The 20976-nt window shown below is 38.3% G+C and carries 15 protein-coding genes and 1 pseudogene; 7 read left to right on the forward strand and 9 right to left on the reverse strand.

What is annotated here, in order from left to right; all coding sequences use genetic code 11:
- Positions 1-9: 9 nt before the first annotated feature.
- Positions 10-1020 carry a phenylalanine--tRNA ligase subunit alpha gene (gene pheS, locus MUW56_RS15385; RefSeq protein ID WP_292014003.1) on the forward strand — a complete coding sequence of 337 codons (1011 nt, stop codon included), beginning with the start codon at positions 10-12 and terminating at the stop codon, positions 1018-1020.
- Positions 1021-1292: 272 nt separating this feature from the next.
- Here the strand turns inward: pheS and MUW56_RS15390 are convergent, their stop codons facing one another.
- Positions 1293-2063, reverse strand: coding sequence for a DUF3108 domain-containing protein (locus tag MUW56_RS15390; protein WP_292014004.1), 771 nt, complete (start codon positions 2061-2063; stop codon positions 1293-1295).
- A gap of 152 nt (positions 2064-2215) precedes the next feature.
- Between MUW56_RS15390 and MUW56_RS15395 the strand changes: the two genes are divergently transcribed.
- Positions 2216-3271, forward strand: coding sequence for an NAD(P)/FAD-dependent oxidoreductase (locus MUW56_RS15395; RefSeq protein ID WP_292014005.1), 1056 nt, complete (start codon positions 2216-2218; stop codon positions 3269-3271).
- 12 nt (positions 3272-3283) lie between these two features.
- Complete coding sequence (locus tag MUW56_RS15400; RefSeq protein WP_292014006.1) at positions 3284-3613, forward strand: 2Fe-2S iron-sulfur cluster-binding protein; 330 nt, start codon at positions 3284-3286, stop codon at positions 3611-3613.
- A 70-nt stretch (positions 3614-3683) separates the two neighbouring features.
- On the opposite strand, the gene MUW56_RS15405 is transcribed toward MUW56_RS15400, so the two are convergent.
- The 5 genes from MUW56_RS15405 to MUW56_RS15425 all read right to left on the reverse strand — a co-directional run bounded on the left by MUW56_RS15405 (position 3684) and on the right by MUW56_RS15425 (position 9304).
- Positions 3684-5834 (reverse strand): prolyl oligopeptidase family serine peptidase, encoded by a 2151-nt coding sequence (locus MUW56_RS15405; RefSeq protein WP_292014007.1) that lies wholly within the window; start codon positions 5832-5834, stop codon positions 3684-3686.
- A gap of 123 nt (positions 5835-5957) precedes the next feature.
- The gene (locus tag MUW56_RS15410) at positions 5958-6539 is read right to left on the reverse strand and encodes a TIGR00730 family Rossman fold protein (RefSeq protein WP_292014008.1); all 582 of its coding nucleotides are present in this window, start codon (positions 6537-6539) and stop codon (positions 5958-5960) included.
- An 83-nt stretch (positions 6540-6622) separates the two neighbouring features.
- On the reverse strand, positions 6623-8065 hold the full coding sequence (locus MUW56_RS15415; RefSeq protein ID WP_292014009.1) for an aminoacyl-histidine dipeptidase: 1443 nt from the start codon (positions 8063-8065) through the stop codon (positions 6623-6625).
- 124 nt (positions 8066-8189) lie between these two features.
- Positions 8190-8678, reverse strand: a complete 489-nt coding sequence (locus tag MUW56_RS15420) for a hypothetical protein (protein WP_292014010.1) — start codon at positions 8676-8678, stop codon at positions 8190-8192.
- Between the two features lie 20 nt (positions 8679-8698).
- A complete protein-coding gene (locus MUW56_RS15425) occupies positions 8699-9304 on the reverse strand; it encodes a hypothetical protein (RefSeq protein WP_292014011.1) in 606 nt (201 codons plus the stop codon).
- 281 nt (positions 9305-9585) lie between these two features.
- Between MUW56_RS15425 and recR the strand changes: the two genes are divergently transcribed.
- Together recR and MUW56_RS15435 are read left to right on the forward strand one after the other, a co-directional pair.
- Positions 9586-10197 (forward strand): recombination mediator RecR, encoded by a 612-nt coding sequence (recR, locus tag MUW56_RS15430; RefSeq protein ID WP_292014012.1) that lies wholly within the window; start codon positions 9586-9588, stop codon positions 10195-10197.
- Between the two features lies 1 nt (position 10198).
- Positions 10199-11032: a glycosyltransferase family 2 protein gene (locus MUW56_RS15435; RefSeq protein WP_292014013.1), complete on the forward strand. Its 834-nt coding sequence runs from the start codon at positions 10199-10201 to the stop codon at positions 11030-11032.
- Positions 11033-11083: 51 nt separating this feature from the next.
- On the opposite strand, the gene secG is transcribed toward MUW56_RS15435, so the two are convergent.
- The 3 genes from secG to MUW56_RS15450 all read right to left on the reverse strand — a co-directional run bounded on the left by secG (position 11084) and on the right by MUW56_RS15450 (position 15084).
- Complete coding sequence (secG, locus tag MUW56_RS15440; RefSeq protein WP_292014014.1) at positions 11084-11422, reverse strand: preprotein translocase subunit SecG; 339 nt, start codon at positions 11420-11422, stop codon at positions 11084-11086.
- 308 nt (positions 11423-11730) lie between these two features.
- Complete coding sequence (locus MUW56_RS15445) at positions 11731-13761, reverse strand: pitrilysin family protein (protein ID WP_292014015.1); 2031 nt, start codon at positions 13759-13761, stop codon at positions 11731-11733.
- A 9-nt stretch (positions 13762-13770) separates the two neighbouring features.
- Positions 13771-15084, reverse strand: coding sequence for a pitrilysin family protein (locus MUW56_RS15450; protein WP_292014016.1), 1314 nt, complete (start codon positions 15082-15084; stop codon positions 13771-13773).
- Between the two features lie 404 nt (positions 15085-15488).
- Here MUW56_RS15450 and MUW56_RS15455 point away from each other — a divergent pair.
- Positions 15489-17818, forward strand: a pseudogene (locus MUW56_RS15455) (ATP-dependent helicase).
- Positions 17819-18031: 213 nt separating this feature from the next.
- Positions 18032-20776: a TonB-dependent siderophore receptor gene (locus tag MUW56_RS15460; protein ID WP_292014017.1), complete on the forward strand. Its 2745-nt coding sequence runs from the start codon at positions 18032-18034 to the stop codon at positions 20774-20776.
- Positions 20777-20976: the final 200 nt, after the last annotated feature.

A 20976-nucleotide genomic window follows, 5' to 3' on the forward strand; every position in this document is an offset into this window, starting at 1 on the left:
GGTAAAATAATGATAGAAAAGATAGAAGAACTACTGATCGAGGTAAACAGCTTCAATACTACATCTAAAGAAGAAATAGAAAACTTCCGAATTAAGTACAGCGGTAAGAAAGGAGTTCTGAATGATTTTTTTGAAAAATTTAAAGAAGTTCCTAACGACCAGAAGAAAGAATTCGGGCAGAAGATCAATTCTTTGAAGCAGGCTGTAGCTGTGAAATTAGAAGATTTGAAAAATGCTTCTGAATCTTCTATTGTCTTAGAAAAAGAAGATCTTACCAAACCGGCATTTCCACTGGAATTGGGGTCAAGACACCCAATCAACCTGGTAAAAAACAGAATCATTGAAATCTTCAAATCAATTGGATTCGCAGTAGCGGATGGTCCTGAGATTGAAGATGACTGGCATAACTTTACGGCGCTTAATCTTCCGGAGTATCATCCGGCAAGAGATATGCAGGATACTTTCTTCATTGAGCAGAATCCGGATATTCTTTTGAGAACGCATACCTCTTCCGTACAGACCCGCTATATGGAAGAAAATCAGCCGCCCATCAGAATTTTATCTCCCGGAAGAGTATTCAGAAACGAAGCAATCTCTTCACGTTCTCACTGTATTTTCCACCAAATTGAAGGTTTATATATCGATGAGAATGTAAGCTTTGCCGATTTAAAACAAACCATCCAGTTCTTTACAACAGAGCTTTTCGGAAAATCCAAGATCAGAATGAGACCTTCTTATTTCCCGTTTACAGAGCCGAGTGCTGAGATTGATGTGTATTGGGGATTAAACTCTGAGACCGATTACAGGATTACAAAAGGGACAGGCTGGCTGGAAATCATGGGATGTGGAATGGTAGATCCTGCCGTACTTAAAAATGTCAATATCGATGCTGAGAAATATTCAGGATATGCATTCGGAATGGGTATTGAAAGAATTACCATGCTTCTTTATCAAATGAGTGATATCAGAATGTTCTTTGAAAATGATATCAGAACATTAGAACAGTTTAAATCTTTATAAAAAACAAACCTCCGATATTCCGGAGGTTTTTGTTTTTAATTACTGACCTAAGAAACAAAACGTAATTAAAAACTGATTGTATTGAAAATGTACATGTGTTCTGTTTCTTACCTAGAGCGAATCAACATTCTATTTACTCTTAACCGGAAATGCTGCCATTCCCGCTGTTATAATAAAGACAATCCTATTCCGGGAAGTATTACATAGGAAATAAAAAATGTCTGTAAAAAACTTTACAGACATCTATAGATAAAAAAACTAACAATATATGTTTACTTGGTAAACTTTAATGGATATTTTACATTTTTAAAATCATCAATACTCGCTTTCAGAGAGCCTACAGCCAACTCTGCCTTCAAAAGCATCGGAATGTGATTGGCATCATTGGAAACCCACATGGTCACCCCTTCTTTTTCTTTAAACACTCTTCCGCTTTTTACAGATGGAATGATTTTAAGACAGTTGATCGTTCCGAATTTTGTTTTTAAATTTTCTGTTCCGATTACTTTTAGCTGAAAAGGAAACATTTCATCATCAATCCATACATTCATATTGATTATGGTTCCTATTTTCAGCTCATCAGGACTTTTACTGCGCAGATAGTAAAAACATGAAAGCATATCCTGAACTCCTTTTACCGATTTGAGTACTTTAGAACCGTTGGCCGGTTCTTTTTTATCCGTTAGGATCAAAGTATTATTATCATGATTAAACACGGTTTCAAAATGCTGTCGGTAACTTCCTTCACGCACATTTCTTACATAGAAACTGGGTAATCCGGTTTGTGTATTGATAAAGCTTTCATAGAGATCTTCTACTTTGAAGAACGCCTTTACCGCTCCCGTCGTTTGTCCGGTACCTTTTACATATAAATGTGGAACGCCTTTATATGTTGTTTTTTTTGTGGTAAGATTAGCGGTACCGGCATTCAGGAACCCATAATGAATTCTAAGAGTAATGGATTCGCCGTCTGCGATGTTATCAATCTGAGCAGAACCTAAAAAGAATATAAATACTGCTAAAAGATTTAAAATTTTCTTCATGATATGACATTTACAAAAACATTGCCAAATTTAATCCCTTAAAAGATAGATATTTGACAAATCTCAGGTTTTTATTTAGAATCAATTAAATATGCTTCGCATTAAAATTAGTAAATTTGCAGTTACAAGTATAATTAAATTATCTAAACATTATGATAACCACTGATATATTGATCATAGGCGCGGGACCTACAGGACTTTTTGCAGTTTTTGAAGCTGGTCTATTAAAAATGAAGTGCCATATTATTGATGCACTTCCACAACCTGGAGGGCAATTGGCAGAACTTTATCCTAAAAAACCTATTTTCGATATTCCAGGGTATCCTTCAATAAACGCTGGAGAGTTAGTGGATAATTTGATGGAGCAGATCAAACAATTCCAGCCGGGATTCACTTTAGGTGAAACGGCGGTTACTTTAAATAAAGTAGATGATGAATGGTTTGAAGTCATTACGAACAAAGGAACCGTACACAGAGCAAAAGCTGTGGCCATTGCGGGAGGGCTGGGTACTTTTGAACCGAGAAAGCCAACGATTGAAAACATCGCTGACTACGAGGAAAAAGGTCTTGAGTATTTCGTAAAAGAGCCTGAGCATTTCAGAAACAAAAAAGTAGTAATTGCCGGTGGAGGAGATTCTGCCCTGGACTGGAGCATCTTCCTTGCTAATGTGGCAAGTGAAGTGACGCTTATTCACAGAAGAAATGAATTCAGGGGAGCTTTAGATTCTGTAGAAAAAGTTCAGGATCTTAAAAATCAGGGAAAAATCAAATTAATCACTCCTGCTGAAGTGACTGCGATCAAAGGTGAAGGAAAAGTAGAAGCGATCACGGTAGAAAAAGACGGTGAAGAAGCATTTGATATCGAAACGGATTATTTCATTCCTCTATTCGGATTGACTCCAAAATTGGGAGATATCGGAAACTGGGGATTGAATATTGAAAAAAATGCGATCGTGGTAAATAATGCTCTTGATTACCAAACCAATATTGACGGGATTTATGCTATTGGTGATATCAACACATATCCTGGAAAATTAAAGTTAATTCTTTGTGGTTTCCACGAAGCGACCTTAATGTGTCAAAGTGTTTACAACAGATTAAATCCGGGTAAAAAATTCGTATTGAAATACACGACAGTAAGTGGTGTAGACGGATTTGACGGAAGCCGTAAAGAAGCAGAGAAGGCTGTTGTGAAAAAAATTGACTAATTTTGCAGAATTATGTCAGATATTAATATTAAAATCACCGACAGAGAAGGTGTAATCCATGATGTTGTTGCTCCAACGGATATGTCCATGAATTTAATGGAAATCATCCGTTCCTATGAATTGGCTGAAGAAGGTACTATTGGGGTGTGCGGAGGAATGGCGATGTGTGCTTCATGCCAGGTTTATGTAATCAATGACCCTGGATTGGAACCGATGGGAGATGAGGAAGATGCGATGCTGGCTGAAGCTTTCCACGTGAAAGATAACAGCAGATTAGGCTGTCAGCTGCATATGGCAGATGAAATGGAAGGACTTGAAGTGGCGATTGCTCCTTATCCTTAGAAAATATTTTTTAATCTTAATAAAAACCCGCCCGGATCATTCGGACGGGTTTTGTTTTTTATGGAATGTTTTATTTTTTTACCGGCTGAAACTTCGGATGTCCCGCCTGCCATAGTGCAAAGGCAAAAATATCGGAATACTCACGGAAAACCACATCTAAATCACTGGTGAAGTGGCCGTTTTCGTAATTAACATATAATAAAACTGGTTTTCCGGAAGCTGTACTGTTCTGTAATGCAGCCGCAAATTTTGCAGGTTCCCAGGGGGTGATCCTGGAGTCATTCATTCCGGTACGGATGATAACGGCAGGGTATTTTACTCCTTTTTTCACCTTACTTTGGGCATCCATTTCAATCAGGTAAGGGACATCTTCGGTATTTTGTAATGATCCCACTTCCGGAATCTGGTTGGCTCCGTTGGCAGAATTTTGTGAGCGGAGAACATTGGTCATTCCTACTTCAGCAACGGCCACAGCATATAAATCTGGTCTTTCCGTAATGGCTCTTCCAATAAGGATACCTCCCATACTGACCCCGTTTCCGATCAGTTTTGAAGGAGAGGTATAGTGTTGGTTGATTAAATATTCTGAACACGCAATAAAATCTTTCCAGGTATTGGGTTTGTTGGCTTTCATTCCGTCTTTATGCCAGTTTTCTCCTTTTTCACCACCCCCTCTGACATGGGCAATAGCAAGTACAACACCTTGTTCGAGTAAGACCGATAGCCTGTTGGAAAAACGGGGAATGGAAGATATCCCGTATCCGCCGTAACCGGTGATGTAAGCAGGCGTACTTCCATCCATTTTCATGTTTTTAGGATAAATAATGGAAAGTGGAACCATTGTTCCATCGTGGCTTTTCACTTCCACTTCTTTTATTTCATACAATTTGTGGTAGTCGGGATAACTGGTGTCTCCGTTGAAATATTTACTTTTTACGACTTTGCCATTTTGAGGATTGTAGTCGTAGGTTGTGGTAGGAGTAAGCCAGTTGCTGTTGAAACATTGCAGGTCGTCATTTTCGCGGGGATTAACAGGATAGGAGGAATTGACTCCGTTGGGTAACGGAACTTTTTCCGTACTTAATGTTTTAAGGTCCATTTGATATTTATCCTGAGTGATTCCGTTATTTAATGAATAGTATAGAAAATTTTTGGAATTCTGAATAGACTTAATGACAGAATTTGTTTCAGGGACGATAATTTTGGCCTTATTAAAATCAGGATTGGATAAGCTTGTAAGGCCTATTTTATAATTGGGTGAATCCTTATGGCTAAGGAAAAATAACTGATCTCCATATGCCAGGATCTGGGTAATATCATCTGAAGGTTTTACAATGGGTCTCCATTTGATCTTTTGATCTTTGATTGAAGAAAATGGAGCGTAGAATATCGGGTTTTCAGATTTTGTGGATCCTATTCTCAGAAAGACAGACTGATAGTCGTCGGAAAAAGAAACATTCGGAAACTGTTCTGTTAAGATAGCAAGCTCCGGATATTCAGCCCTTGAACCTAGTATGATGTCTTGATCCATACTTGTTCCAATCTGATGCAGCATTGCTTTCATCTCTTTCAGGAGCATATTGCTGTTCGGATCTCCGGTGCTCATTTTAGTATAGGTAATGTATCGGCTGTCCGGGGTAAATTCAAAGTTGAACTCACTCCAAACAGGCCCCAGTACATCATCAAGCATTTTTTTCGTTTTAAGATCCAAAATCCTCAGTTCACAGATTTCACCTCCTGATTTTGAAAATAGTAATGCAATCTTTTCTCCTTTCAGATCGATAGTAAAATTAGTGATCTGTGCGTCTTTCTTATAGGTTTCAGGATCAAAAATCAATGTTTCCTTTCCTGTAGAGCATTCTCTCGTATAAAGCTTGGAAAGCTTTTCATTTTTTTTGGTCTTGGTGTAAAAGTAAAGATTTCCTCTTTGCAACACGCTGCTGTAAGTGTCTCCCACCATTTCCTGGACTTCCTTCATCCGTTTGTAGAGGTCATCGCGGTGTGGAATATTGTCAATAACACGGTGGCTGTAGTCGGACTGCGCTTTGAACCATGTTTTCACGTCAGGGCTTTTAAGATCTTCCAGCCATTGGTAATTATCCGTGATCTTTGTTCCAAAATAATCGTTGGTTACGGGCTTCTCCGGAGTTTTTGGATAACTGTACTGAGCGAACGTTATTGAGCTGAAAAATAAGGAGGCTGATAAAAATATATTTTTCATTAGTTTATTTCTTTTAACGGTGATAAATTAATAATTGCAAATGTACTAAACTTAAGCGTTGGAAATGAGAGGTACTGATAAAATAAAAGAGATACCGTTTTGGATATCTCTTTCTTTCTAAAGTCAGATTTCCTCTTTAGAAATCCATTTTCCTACAGTAGGTGCCTGATAATTTCGCATCTTTTCCAACAGATTATCAATCGTATCACTGATCAGGAGCATATCTTTGTTGACCTGTTTTAAAAATCCCTTATCCACCATCGTCTGAACCAGCTTGATCAGATCATCATAAAAGCCGTCAATATTCAGAACACCAATAGGCTTTTGGTGAAGTCCAAGCTGCGCCCAGGTGATCATTTCAAAAAATTCTTCCAGAGTTCCGTAACCGCCGGGAAGAACAATCACACCGTCACAAAGTTCATTCATTCGGGTTTTTCTTTCGTGCATGGTTTCTACCAGAATCAGTTCTGTCAGGTTTTTGTGAGCAATTTCTTTGGACTGTAGAAAGTGGGGAAGAACTCCAACCACTTTTCCGCCTTCGTTCATTGCCCCGTCTGCAACGGCTCCCATAAGGCCTACATCTGCCCCGCCATAAACTAACTGTATCTCTTGTTTTGCTAACGTCTGCCCAAGCAAAACAGCCTGTTCTCTATATATATCAGCGGACCCGAAACTTGAGCCGCAGAATACGGTTATGCTTTTCATATTTTAAATAATTCTTAATGGTTTAAATTAAAAATATCCAAAATCTTATGATTTTGGATATTCAATATAGTAATTTTAATGTTCTATTTCTGGGGAATGTTGGCTAAAATATCCTTCAGGAAGCTCCAGAATTTCTGAGCAGAAGGAATATTGGCTTTTTCATCCGGAGAATGGGCCCCTCTGATGGTAGGCCCGAAACTTACCATTTCCATTTCAGGATAGTTGGCACCGATGATCCCGCATTCTAGCCCTGCGTGGCAAGCCACTACATGAGGTTTCTCACTGAATTTTTCAGTATAGATCTTCTCCATCAGCTGTACGATCTCGGAACCTGGCTTTGGTTTCCATCCCGGATAAGAACCGCTGAATTCTACGTTCATTCCTGCTAATTCTGCTACAGATTTTAGCTGTTCAGCCACTGAATCCTTAGAAGATTCTACGGATGATCTCGTAAGGTTTAGGATTTTAAGTTCGCCTCCTTTCAATTCTACTCTTGCAACGTTGTTGGATGCTTCCACAAGATCAGCTACATCAGGGCTCATTCTGTACACTCCGTTATGAAGAGATTTCAATGTAAGGATTATTTTTTTTGAATCCTCTTCAGAAATCGCCTGGTCAGATGAGGTAGAGCTTTCAATATTGATTTGAATTCCCGGTTCTACAGAAGCAAATTCTTCTAAAATTTCTTTTTTAAGACCAGTTACCTCTTCTATGAACTCCTGAGCATTTCTCACAGACACAACCGCTGCCGCTTCTCTAGGAATAGCATTTCTCAATCCGCCTCCGTCGATAGAAATCAATTGAATATTTTGTTTTTCTAAAGCCTTGTAAAGAAGTCTTCCTGTAATGATATTTGAATTTCCAAATCCTTTATGGATGTCCATTCCGGAGTGCCCTCCCTGTAAACCTTTTACTTCAATTCTTACAATTTGTCCTTTTGGAGCCTCTGCTGCATAATTTTGAGTGATGGTAACATCTACACCTCCTGCACAGCCGATATCGATCTCGTCATCTTCTTCTGTGTCCAGGTTGAGTAAGATTTCTCCTGTCAACTGTCCCGGCTTTAAACCTATAGCACCGGTCATGCCCGTTTCCTCGTCGATGGTAAATAATGCTTCTAAAGCAGGGTGTGGAATATCTGAACTTTCAAGGATAGACATGATGGTAGCCACTCCGAGACCGTTATCAGCTCCTAAAGTAGTTCCTTTTGCTTTTACCCAGTCGCCGTCCACTTCCATTTTGATGCCTTCTGTTTCAAAATCGAAATTGACATCATTGTTTTTCTGGCAAACCATATCTAGGTGTGACTGTAGCACAATAGATTTACGGTTTTCCATTCCTGCTGTTGCCGGTTTTTTGATAATGACGTTTCCTACTGCATCTACCGTAGTTTCCAATCCAAGATCTTCACCAAATCCTTTGATGAAGGCTATTACCTTTTCTTCTTTTTTTGACGGTCTTGGAACAGCGTTTAATCTGGAGAAGTTTTTCCAGATGATCTGCGGTTCTATATTAGATAATTCCATTGAAATTTATTTTTCTCAAATTTACGAAATAATAAATGCTTCCGTGGAATACAGAAGCATTTTTTATGAATAATGAAAAGGCAAAATCGCAGATTTATGGATAGCCTTTTGCTATTTTAATGTATTAACATCCGCACTCTCCGTAGATAGGAGTTGTGAAAATGGTTCCATCGGGTTTTTCAATAGTCAGCGTACCTTCAAACAATAAAGCTTCTTCGCCTTTTATCTTCTTACCTTTCACGGAGATTTTGTAATCATCGTTTTCTATTTCTTTGGTCAATTCTTCATCCACTTCCATATCACTGGAGGAGATCAGATTCATAGCCTGTCTTTTACCATCCAGCATCATATAGGCTGTTTTTCCGGCATCATCAGCATAGATGTATTTTTCAGTTTCAAAATCAGCTTTGCTTTGGGCAAAATAGCATGAGCATTCTTTGATTTCTTTTGGAAAAGGAATGGTTCCTACCAGAATGTTTCCTGAAGATCTGCGGGCGGCTGTGTCTTGAACAATGTTTAAAGAATCGGCAGGGGCAGGGCCGGCCACTGTTTCTTTGTCTTTTTTACAGGCTGTCAGGAGAAACGCAGAAAAGAAAATGATTAGGTATTTCATTATGTTGGTGGTTTTATTTTTTAACCTCTTGCTCTTTCAAGAAGAGTCATCATTAATAATGACAGGATTACTAAGCTTTCTTCCTCATCATCAATGTCAATTAATCGGTCCAGCTGAAATCTTCTTCCGAAGAAGGAAGGCATTTTTTTCAATTTAAAGTAAGCTTTTCCGTCAATACCTGTTACAGTGTATGATGGATTAAGGAAATAACCTGTAAACATTCCAATGATAGGAAGCTCACCTACGAAACTATCCCAAAATCGTACCCATGCACTGTCTTCCTGAACTTTAAATTTAGGTTGATCGGCAGCATCAAGAATATCATAACTTGCTTTCCATATAGAACGCATTCCCTTTCTTGCCAATCTTCCAAAGTTTTTGTTGTCAATAAGGTCATTCAGGGAATAAGAAGCATTGAAATCAATCCATTTGTTTGCCCGGATTCTGAATAGTTCCCTAGACTTGCTCTCATCATTGAAAACAATCACATCTTCCTTCAGCTTAAACATTTTCTGACGTACATAGGCTACATAGTTCCCATTTTTGTCAGTAATATTAAAATCACTTGCTAATGTAGTGATTTTGAATTTGAAATCCAGCGGATAATTTAGGTTTTTAAGTACCATGTTAGTTTATTTTTTTCATATTAGGCCGCAAATATAAACGTTTTTTTAGAGTTATACAGTATAGGTGGTGAGTTATGTTATTCATTAATGGAATTAAAGAATAAAGAGCAGAGAGCAAGACTTTAGAGGGAGGACTACAGATAGCTTGTACATTGTGAATTTTGAATTTACAATATCAATAGGCCCATTTGAATTTACAATAGTATTTCCTATCCCATCTTCCCAAATTCTCTCCTGCCTCAAAATCCAAACTCTCAACTATAATTCTTATTTTTGTACTTATGGATTATCCAAGTAAAGTGTTGGCAAAGGCGGTTGATGAAATCTCGGGATTGCCGGGGATCGGCAGAAAAACGGCTTTGAGGCTGGCATTACATTTATTGAAACAACCCAACTCCAGAGCTGTAAGCCTCGGAAATTCACTGATTAATCTTGTCAATGAAATCAAATACTGTAAAGAGTGTCATAATTTTTCTGATTTTGACATCTGTGAGATATGCAGTAATGAGAAGAGAAACAGTGAGTTAATTTGTATCGTTGAAGACGTAAGGGATGTCATTGCTATTGAAAATACAGGGAAATATACAGGGAAATATCTGATTCTTGGCGGGAAAATTTCTCCTATGGAAGGAGTAGGACCAGGACAGCTGAATATATCCAGCATTGAAAAGAAACTGAATGAAGGACAGGTCAAGGAATTTATTTTTGCTTTAAGCGCTACAATGGAAGGCGATACGACTGCTTACTATATTTACAAGAAATTTAAAAATTTTAAAGTGAATTTTTCAAGTATTGCAAGAGGAATTGCTGTGGGAGATGAACTGGAATACGCCGATGAAATATCTTTGGGGAGGTCCATTATCAACAGGCTGCCATACAACGAAAAAGAGTAATATGAAGCTGTCAATTATTATTGTTAACTATAATGTTGCCCAATTGCTCAGAAAATGTCTTTTATCTATTCAGGAATATGTTAAAGACATAGAATATGAGGTGATTGTAATGGATAATGCTTCTACAGATCCTTCATGGAAAGATCTTATTCCCGAATTTCCTGCAGTACGTTTTATGTCTTCGGAAACGAACGGAGGTTTTTCAAAAGCTAATAATCAGGCGATCAAAAAGGCGGAAGGAGAATATGTGCTTCTTCTTAATCCTGATACTGAGTTTGAAGGCAGATATATGCAGGATCTGTTGGATTTTGCGGATTCTGACCCGGATTTCGGATGTCTTGGAATACAAATGCATGATGCGAAAGGCCATTTTCTTCCTGAAAGCAAACGTTCGGTACCGGATATGTTCAATTCCTTTGAGAAGCTTTTTACCAATTTAAAAAAAAATAATTCAAAGTCCTATTACAGGAATGATATAGAGAAGGATGAAATTGCAGAAGTAGAAGTGGTTACAGGAGCCTTTTTATTGATTAGAAAGAATGTCTACGAATCAATAGGAGGATTGGATGAAGCTTATTTTATGTATGGGGAAGATATTGATCTCTGCTATACATTATTGAGAAAAGGATATAAAAACTATTATTACGGTAAGGCCCTGCTTCTTCATCACAAAGGAGAAAGTACAATCAAAGATGGGGTATACCTCAAAAGGTTTTATGGTGCCATGCAGATTTTCATTGATAAATACTATAAAGAAGAAAAGCCTTTGCAGTATTCATTCTTAAAAGCAGGCTTAAAACTTCGCCATCAAATTGAAAAGATCAAGTTAAAATAAAAAAGCAACTCAAATCGAGTTGCTTTTATTGTATGTAAAATAATAGTCTTCTTATTTAGCCGGTGCCGGAGTAGTGGTTGTAGAAGAAGCAGGAGCCGATTGTTTTGCCGGAGCTTCTTTCTTAGCGGGTTGCTGAGCAGGTGCCACTTGTGAGGGTTTACCTGTAATAACAACACTTAAAAGGATAAGAACAATAATTGTCCCGCCCAGAGTCCATGTAGCTTTTTCCATGAAATCATTGGTTCTCTGTACTCCAAACTGAGCAGGTGATGCCCCTCCGAAAGTACTGGAAAGACCTCCTCCTTTTGGATTTTGAGCCATAACAACGATCACCAATAAAATACTGGCAATCATAACAAGAACCATCAATAGTGTAAATATAGTATCCATTAATTCTGATATCTTTTTGAATGGGCAAATTTAACCTTTTTTTACTGAACAACAAAAAAAGATGCTGGTAAATATAAATTAAGTGCAAAAGTTTGGTAATCAGCTAATGATTTTAGGTTAAAAATAAGGTTGAAACAGAATTTCGTTTTCGGTTTTAAAGCTATAAATCACAGTGAAATATTAATTTTTTTTAAATGAGCTTAGAAAATCTTTATCTTTTATCTTTACTATCCCATCTTTCCTTAATGTTTACGTGTACAATAAAAACGACAGCTGAAAGCTGCCGTTTTAATATCAAAAAAGGATATTTATTTGAAATCAGAATCCTTTGCCTGATTGAGCTGATAAGACTGTACATTCATATTGATTTCCATTCCGCCCATATTCTGAATGATCGTAAACGGGAACTTTACTCCTGAAACATCTTTGTAATTGGCAAAGCTGGTAGGAATAGAACCTCCTTCTCCTGCTTTTATTTCTCCTGTTTTTAAGCCCGTGCTTACACTATAGTAATACGTTTGCTTGGCTCCTTTGATAACATAAGAATCCTCGTTGTTGTACTTTTCGATTCCTGCTAATTTAAAGTCAGAAGATTTGGCAAAACCAAGTTCCGGGAACAGTTCCGGCTCCGCCATTGAGGCTTTCTGTTTATCATTTAAAGGCATTTTCTGACCCTGTGCTTCTACATAACCATCTTTGCCGTCAAACACGATTTTCTGAATGGTATTGCCCATCATTTTCATATCCATCATCATTTTTCCACCTTTGGCCTGGATCAGCTTCATGCTCATATCCATTCCCTGAACTTTAGTCGTCGCGTCAGCAGTAATGGAAGTTATTTTCTGAACGGCTGACCATCCTCCGATGGCATTGATGTATTTATCTGCAACAGAAGCAATGGTCACATTGGTATCCACTTTCTGTACGGCAGGTTTTGCTACAGGATTAGCTTCTTTGTCAAAGTATTTTACCGGGTATCCTAATTTTTCAAGTCCTTCGGAAATATCTGATGCTTTTCCGGCAATGAAAATTCTGCTTTGGGTAGGAAGAATGTTGGTTTTCACAGCATTGGATACGTCAGCAGCTGTTACTTTATCGATGGATTTTAAATAATTGGTGTAAAAATCAGCAGGAAGATTCTTAATTTTTTGGTTCAGGGCAAAATTGGCAATGTTTTCTGGCTTTTCCAGGGACATGATAAAAGCACCTTTTAATTTGGCCTTGGCATTGTCCAGTTCTTCAGGTTTCACCGTAGAAATTGCGTTAAGCTCATTCATTATTTCTTTAACTGCCTTGTCCGTAACCTCATTCCTTACGCTGGTTTCAGCCGAGAATTCAGGAGAATATTTGCTTGGATTCATACTGGAATACGCTCCATATGTAAAACCGTTTTTTTCTCGGAGGTTCATGAAAAGTCTTGCCTCGCCGCCGCCGCCTAAAATATAATTGGCAATCGTAGCCGGGAAGTAATTGGGATCTTTCATTTTAAGAGTGTTCAGATTGCTCACTGACAATACAGACTGTACGGCGGTAGGCACATCCACTACATTGATTTCAGTTTTAGAAACATTGGAAGCCGGCTCTAAAGCGGCAAATTTAGTATTTGATTTCTTCCAGTTTCCAAAAGCCTTTTCAATCAGAGGTTTTACCTTATCAAACTGTACATCTCCCACAATTACTAAATAGGAATGATCAGGAGTATAATATTTGTTATAGGCATTTTGCACATCTGCCAATTGGATATTGCTGATCGACTGTACCGTCTCAAACTCACCTCTTGACGTGTTTTTTCCGTACATCAATGCATTGGAAACTCTTGAAGCAATAGAAGCCGCATTCTTTTCATCCGCTTTCAGCCCTTCAAGGGCTCTTTCTTTTGTGTTTTGAATTTCTTCCGCAGAGAATTTAGGGTGCACGATGGCATCAGCCATTAATTCAAGGATTTCAGGAAAATATTTTGAAAGTGAATTGGCAGAGGCTCCACTGGAACTGAAGTGTAAGCTGGCCCCTAAGAAATCCACTTTTTTATTAAAATCGTCTTTGCTTAGATTGGTGGTCCCGTTTTCAAGCTGCTCTGCCATGATTTGGCTTACTCCAGCTACCTTTCCTTCATAATAAGGAGGCCTGTCCATGGAAAGAGTCGTATTTACTCTTGGAAGTTTATTGTTTTCAACCACCATTACCGTAAGGCCGTTATTGAGTTGAAAAGTTTTTGGTTTGGCAATATTGATCGCAGGGGTAGGTCCTGGTTTTGGCATTGCGTTAAGGTCTATTTTCTGTGCAGAAAGCATTCCTGAAAATAAAAATGCTGCTGCTATATAGGTGAATTGCTTTTTCATGGGGTAAAATTATTTTTTCTCAGGAACGTAGTTGATGATCACTCTTTGGTTAGGGTTCAGATACTTTTTGGCTGCATTTTGCAGATCCTGTCTGGTGATTGATCTGTAAATATCAATTTCTTTGTTGATCAGATTGGTATTTCCCATCAATACATGGTTGGTAGCCAACGATGCGGCAATTCCCTGAATGCTTGAATTTTGGTTGACAAACTGATTTTCAAACTGGTTCTGAAGTTTCTGATAATCTTCTTCAGAAATTAGACCTGTCTGAAGCTTTTTAATCTCTGCATCAATATCAGTCTGCAATGTTTCTTTCGTTGTTTTTCCCATAGGAATAGCGAAGAATGCAAAAATACTGTAATCTTCAAGTCCCTGATTGAAAGCAGCTACCTGAAGTGCTTTTTTCTCCTGATCTACTAATTTTTTGTATAAAACAGAAGATTTCCCATTGCTTAAATAGGAGGAAAGCATATCCAAAACATAGGCATCTTTCTCTTTGTTAGCAGGTGTTCTATAAGCGAAAACATAAGCCGGAAGCTGAATGTTCGGATCTGTAGCGGTTACTTCTTTTTCCTGAGTGATCGGAGCGTCTTTCGGGAAATCTTTTGGATAAACAGTTCCTTTGGGGATTCCTCCGTAATATTCCTCAATCCATTTTTTAGTCTGTTCAGGTTTTATATCTCCTGCCACCACTAATGTTGCGTTGTTGGGAACATAATATTTCTTGTAAAACGCCTGGAATTCTTGAAGCTTGGCAGCGTTAAGGTCTTCCATAGAGCCGATTGTAGGCCAGTTATAAGGATGGTTGGTAAACAGGTTTTTCTGAATGGTTGAGAAAAGGTTACCATAAGGCTGGTTATCCATTCTCAATCTTTTTTCTTCTTTTACTACTTCTCTCTGAGTATCTACACCAACCTGGTTGATCAAGGCATGGCGCATTCTTTCTGCTTCCATCCAAAGGCCAAGCTGCTCATTATTGGATGGGAAAGTTTCATAGTAATATGTTCTGTCGTTAGTTGTATTGGCATTATTCTGTCCTCCGTTTGAAGAAACGATCTTAAACCAATCTCCTCTTTTAATATTCGGTGTCCCCTCAAATAAAAGATGTTCAAAGAAATGAGCAAATCCTGTTCTTCCTTTTACTTCATCTTTTGCCCCTACATGGTACATTACTCCTGTGGTAACTACCGGAGCAGAATTATCCTGATGAAGAATAACATGAAGTCCGTTTGGCAGGTCATATTCTTCGAATTTGATTTGCTGTGCATTCAGTATCATCCCGAAGAAGGCTACTGCAGCAGCAGAAAGAAGTCGCTTTTTCATAAAGTACAAATTGTTTTATTAATTAGTAGAAAAAGTGAATTAAATGTTACAGAAGTAGAAGCTGAAAATTGAAAGTTGAAAATTGAAAATTGAAAGTGAGAAGTAGGGATACAATAAAGAACAGTCTATTTGCTTTGCTTGTCAATTTTGAAATTCACGGGTTAAAGTTTATGTTTGCTAGTTGCTAGTTGCTAGTTGCTAGTTGCTAGTTGCTGGTTGCTGGTTGCTGGTTGCTGGTTGTCGGTTGCCGGTTGTGTAATCCTTGTCTCAAGTCTCCCATCTCTAAGTCTCTTATCTTTGTTCCTGGCTCTATTTTCTAGCCTTTAAATTCTAACTTCTTTAATCAGAATTTGAATTCTCCTCTGAATACATTAATTTTGTGTTCCCAAAATCTTTTTTGCAGTATGGACTATTTGAAAGGACTCAATGAATCACAATATGAAGCCGTTACCTCTTTACAGGGACCTTTGATGGTACTTGCAGGAGCAGGTTCCGGAAAAACACGTGTACTTACAATGCGTATAGCACACCTGATCCACAATGGGATAGATCCTTTCAATATTCTGGCTCTTACCTTTACCAATAAAGCTGCCCGTGAAATGAAAGACCGTATCGCAAAAGTGGTAGGAGACAGTAATGCAAGAAGTCTCTGGATGGGAACTTTCCACTCGGTTTTTGCAAGAATTTTACGAATTGAAGCCCATTATCTGGGATATCCTTCCAATTTTACCATTTATGATCAGCAGGATGCCCTGAATGTGATCAAAAAGGTGTTGAAGGATATGAATATCGATGCTGATCTTTACAAACCTAAAAAAGTTCAGGCAAGAATTTCAACCTATAAAAATAACCTGATTACGGTAAAAGCATATTTCAATAATCCTGAGCTGATGGAAGCTGATGAAAAGGCAAATATGAAATTTATCGGTCAGATTTATCAGAGATATGTTGATGCATGCTTCAGAAACGGGGCTATGGATTTTGATGATTTGCTGTTAAAAACCAATGAATTATTGACCCGTTTTCCGGAAATACTGGCCAAATATCAGGACAGATTCAGATATATCATGGTGGATGAGTATCAGGATACAAACCACTCTCAGTATCTTATTGTAAAAGCCCTGGCTTCAAAATTTGAGAATATCTGTGTTGTAGGGGACGATGCCCAGTCTATTTACTCGTTCCGGGGTGCCAATATTTATAACATCTTAAACTTTAAGAAAGATTATCCGGATGCGAAGACCGTTTCTTTGGAACAGAATTACCGTTCGACCCAGAACATTGTAAATGCTGCGAACGTTGTTATTGCCAAAAACTTGCAGCAATTCAAAAAAAATGTTTTCAGTGATAATGAAGAAGGGGATAAGATCAAAATATACCGTTCACTTTCTGATGCTGATGAAGCGAATTTTGTGGCCGGAAATATTTGGGAACTTCGTAACCGTGACCAGAGAAAATATAGCGATTTTGCTATTTTATACAGAACAAACTCTCAGACCAGAGCATTTGAAGATGCTTTGAGACGTAAAAATATTCCCTATAAAGTATACGGAGGACTTTCCTTTTACCAGAGAAAAGAAGTGAAGGACCTTATCGGGTATCTTCGGCTTTTGATCAATGAAAATGATTCTGAAGCATTGATGAGAATTATCAATTATCCTGCAAGGGGTATCGGGGAAACGACTCAGAATAAACTGATTGTTTTTGCGGATGCACACAACATTTCTGTGTCCAAAGTATTGGATAATATTCCGATGTATGCTCCTCAGCTGGGTTTAAATAATGGGGTCTTAAATAAACTGAATGATTTCTGGTCTATGATAAAGGCCTTTCAGGTATTGCTGAAAACGGAGACGGCTTACAGTGTTGCGATGGAAGTAGCAAAACGAAGCGGTTTGATCAAATTCCTGAAAGATGACCAAACTCCTGAGGGAATTTCAAGAGTGGAAAACGTGCAGGAATTAATGAACTCGATGCAGGGATTTATTGAAGAGCAAATGCAGCTGGAGGACGGAGATCCCAGCCTTTCCAATTTCCTTGAGAATATTGCCCTTTCTGCAGATACCCAGGATAAAGAGCTTGATGATGATATGGTTTCATTAATGACCATTCACCTGTCAAAAGGACTTGAATTCCCAGTGGTTCACCTGGTAGGGCTTGAGGAAAACCTTTTTCCAAGTTTTATGAGTTCGGCAACCCGGGAAGATCTGGAAGAAGAGAGACGTTTATTCTATGTTGCATTGACAAGAGCAGAAAAACAGGCATTTTTTCCTATGCAATATCCCGTTTTCAATGGGGAAAAATTACAGATGCTGAACCTTCAAGATTCTTAAGTGAAATAGATGATGAGTTCATTGAATTCATCAATCCTGCGATGGAGAAAAGGTTTATCAATAATTCAGGGGTTAAATCCAATATTTTTGATGAGCATCCTTCGGAGCAGAGATATTATAAAAAAGTTGAGAAAAAGACGATTGAAAGAGCAGACAATTCAAAGCCGGCACCGGAAGTACGAAAACTGAAACCGGTAAGTACTGCAAAAATTATCAACCCTAGCGGAGCTTCTTCGCAGGATATTGAGGTGGGAGATAAGGTAAGACATGACCGCTTTGGAATTGGAGAGGTAACATTCCTGGACGGAACAGATCCTCAAAATATCAAGGCCAAGGTTATTTTTATGCATGAAGGTGAGAAAAATCTTATTCTGAAATACGCTAAACTGACTAAAATTTAAAAGTAAAACATATTTAGATATAAAAAACAGATTCAATTTTTGAATCTGTTTTTTTTAATATTCCCTTTGTCTGAATGATTCTTACGGAATATAGAAAAAAACAATCATAATTTTCACAAAATAAAGTCTATTAATTTTGTAGACTATTAAATAAATTTTACATTTGCCCCTTAAAAAACGTGAATGTTTTTCATTAACTTCAAATAAAAAAACATGAGAAATAAAAAAACTATCTTTTCTGTTTCTGTCTTATTTTTTCTGGGAACCTATGCATATGGCCAGGAAAAAGACAGTACAAAAGTAAATAAGGACAGTATAAAGACGAACAATGTAGAAGAAGTTGTTGTACTTGGATCAAGAGCAGGGGCACGATCAAAAACAGACAGCCCGGTTCCTGTAGATGTATTCAATATCAAAGAATCTTCTGTCATTCTTCCGCAATCCGGAATAGGACAGATACTCAATACAGTGGCTCCTTCTTTTACTTCTACTATTCAAACCAATTCTGATGGAACAGACCATTTGGATCCTGCCCAGCTGAGAGGTTTGGGGCCGGATCAGGTATTGGTATTGGTGAATGGAAAAAGAAGACATACTTCAGCTTTGGTGAATGTGAACGGAACCCCGGGAAGAGGAACTGTGGGAACGGATTTGAACGCTGTTCCGGCTTTTGCACTGAACAGGATTGAAGTTCTGAGAGATGGTGCTTCTGCCCAATACGGATCCGATGCTATTGCCGGGGTAATCAACCTTGAGCTTAAAAGAGACACCGGAAAGCTGGCCGGGCAGGTGAGTTATGGTGGGAATTTAACTCCGGCAGCCGATGATCACACCGGAAATTTTGACGGTCAAAATATTCAGGTGGACCTGAATTACGGGAATAAAATCGGAACCAAAGGCGGTTTCTTTAATATTACCTGGTCTTCACAGTTCAGGGATCCTACTTCCAGAGCCGGTGCAGAAAGCGGAGCCATTTATAATGCTTATAATGCCATTGAGCAACGTGCGCTGAATGCCGGAGTGAATCTTTCCTCACTTTATACCAACATCAATACCACCCAGAATTCACAGCAGATTGTCAATTATATCCATCAATATGCCCAGGGAGTAAACTACTTTAGCTCCGATTTTCAAAACCAGATTCAGGCGGCGAATACCATCGGTGCATTACAGGGGATTTTAGGAAGAGATGTGACGGATCAGGAACTGGCGTATAGAGGATTGACTAGAAAAGATTTCAATATGCAGGTAGGTCAGTCTAAACTGAACAACCACCAGCTTTTCATCAATATGGAAGTTCCAATCAGTGATGACTGGAAAGTATATTCTTTCGGGGGATACAGTTTAAGACATGGTACTTCCGGAGGTTTTTACAGAAAGCCTAACCAGAGCAGAACGTTTACAGGATTATATCCTAACGGATACCTGCCTCAGATCGGAACTGATATTCAGGATATCTCGCTGGCTGCGGGAATCAAGGGGAAATGGGATGGCTGGAACATTGACTTCAGTAATACGTTCGGGCAAAACTCGTTTACTTACACGATTCAAAATACAGGAAATACTTCATTACGGTTTGCTTCCCCGAATGAATTTGATGCAGGGGGCTTACGATTCTCCCAAAATACCATCAATTTGGATTTTTCTAAAAAATATGACGTCTGGGAAGGGATCAATGTGGCATTTGGAGCAGAACATCGTTATGAAAATTTTAAAATAACAGCAGGCGAACCTGCTTCTTACGAGATTTATGATGTTTTCGGAAATGTATGGGATGGTGATCCCTTAAAAAGACCTACAGATTTTTTCAAAGCTTTTCTTCCCGGAGGTTCACAGGTATTCGGCGGGTTTAAGCCTGTAAATGCTGTAAATAAAAACAGACAGTCTGTGGCAGCCTATGCAGATGTAGAATTCAATTTTACCAACTGGTTACTGGTAGATGCTGCTGCGAGGTATGAGAATTATTCGGATTTTGGATCTACATTCAACTATAAACTGGCTTCAAGGATTAAAGTTGCCCCTAACTTCAATGTAAGACTGGCAGGCTCTACAGGATTCAGAGCACCTTCCATACATCAGATTTATTATAATGTGACTTCTACTTTATTTACCAACAACCAGCTATTGGAAGTAGGAACTTTCAGCAATGATTCTGAGGTGGCAGGGCTGCTCCAGATGCCAAAACTGAAACAGGAAACTTCCAAATCAGCAAGTGTAGGATTTACCTATAAAATTCCTTCTGTTGGTTTAAGTTTCACAGCCGACGGATATTTTACAAAAATTGACAACAGAATTATTCTGACAGATCAATTTTTAAGAGCTGATGTACCGGTTGCTGCACAGAAAGTATATGATGAGTTGGGAATCAATGGCGCACAGTTTTTTACCAATGCTATTGACACGGAAACCAAAGGGATAGATGTGGTTATTGCCCATAATGCGAGATTTTCAGACTTTAAGTTAGATCATAATTTTGCTATTAATCTTAGCCAGACCAAACAGGTAGGGGATATCCATTCCTCAGGACTTTTACAGGATCCAAAACTGGAAAAGGTATATTTCTCTGAAAAATCCAGAGTATACCTGGAAGAAGCAGTGCCCAGAGTAAAAGCAAGTCTTTCGCATACGCTAACGTGGAAGGGAGCCAGTTTTTATCTTAGAAATACCTATTTTGGAAAGGTAACAGGAGCTGATGTTCTTGATGTCAACGGAGACGGAATTATTGGATTCAATGAGCATCAGCAGATCGGAGATAAAATCATCACGGATCTTTCCCTGGCTTACCAGTTTACTAAAAATATAGGGCTAACCGCAGGGGTGAACAATTTATTTGATATTTATCCTACTAAAAACCTTCCGGCGTCAACCAATAACGATCAGTTTGTCTACTCCCGTTCCACTTCTCAGTTTGGGCAGAACGGAAGATATGTTTTCACAAGACTGAATTTCAATTTTTAATCAATACTTATACTTTAAAAAGCGGAACTAATATTTTATTTCCGCTTTCTATTTCCGGTAGTATCACAATTTGAAAGGTCAGCTGCAAAATCAATTAAGGCTTGATATAAAGGGTATTCTGACTTTTTATTAAAATAGGAAATCTTTATTTTAAAACACTTTAGTCTACTTAAGAACGCATAAAAACTGGATAGAATACG

Source organism: Chryseobacterium sp. (genome assembly GCF_022869225.1).
GTDB lineage: Bacteria > Bacteroidota > Bacteroidia > Flavobacteriales > Weeksellaceae > Chryseobacterium.